We start from the raw sequence: 234 nt of genomic DNA, 5'->3' as shown, positions 1-234 counted from the left end.
CTTCTTATGACCTTGTTTGGGGTGCAACTGGATTTACTCCTGGTGCTAGCGCAAGTGCTTCTGGTTTAGGTGCTTCTCCTTATACTATAACTGGATTAACACCGGAAACAACTTATGATCTTTACGTAAGAGGAAACTGTAGCCCTGGGTATAGCGAATGGGTTGGACCAGTTACATTTACAACTTTAGAAGAAGGAGCTGTGTTAGCTGGTACAGATTGTATCCACCCAATTT

Annotated in this window: 1 protein-coding gene; it reads left to right on the top strand. The window is 42.7% G+C overall.

What is annotated here, in order from left to right; translation table 11 throughout:
- A partial coding sequence (locus NLM59_RS11630) for a fibronectin type III domain-containing protein (RefSeq protein WP_304417949.1) occupies positions 1–234 on the top strand: 234 nt, incomplete at both ends.

The sequence above is a fragment of the Profundicola chukchiensis genome, from assembly GCF_029664245.1.
Taxonomy (GTDB): Bacteria; Bacteroidota; Bacteroidia; order Flavobacteriales; family Weeksellaceae; genus Profundicola; species Profundicola chukchiensis.
The sequence above is the reverse complement of the archived record's forward strand: the minus strand, read 5'-3'. Positions and strand labels throughout refer to the sequence as shown.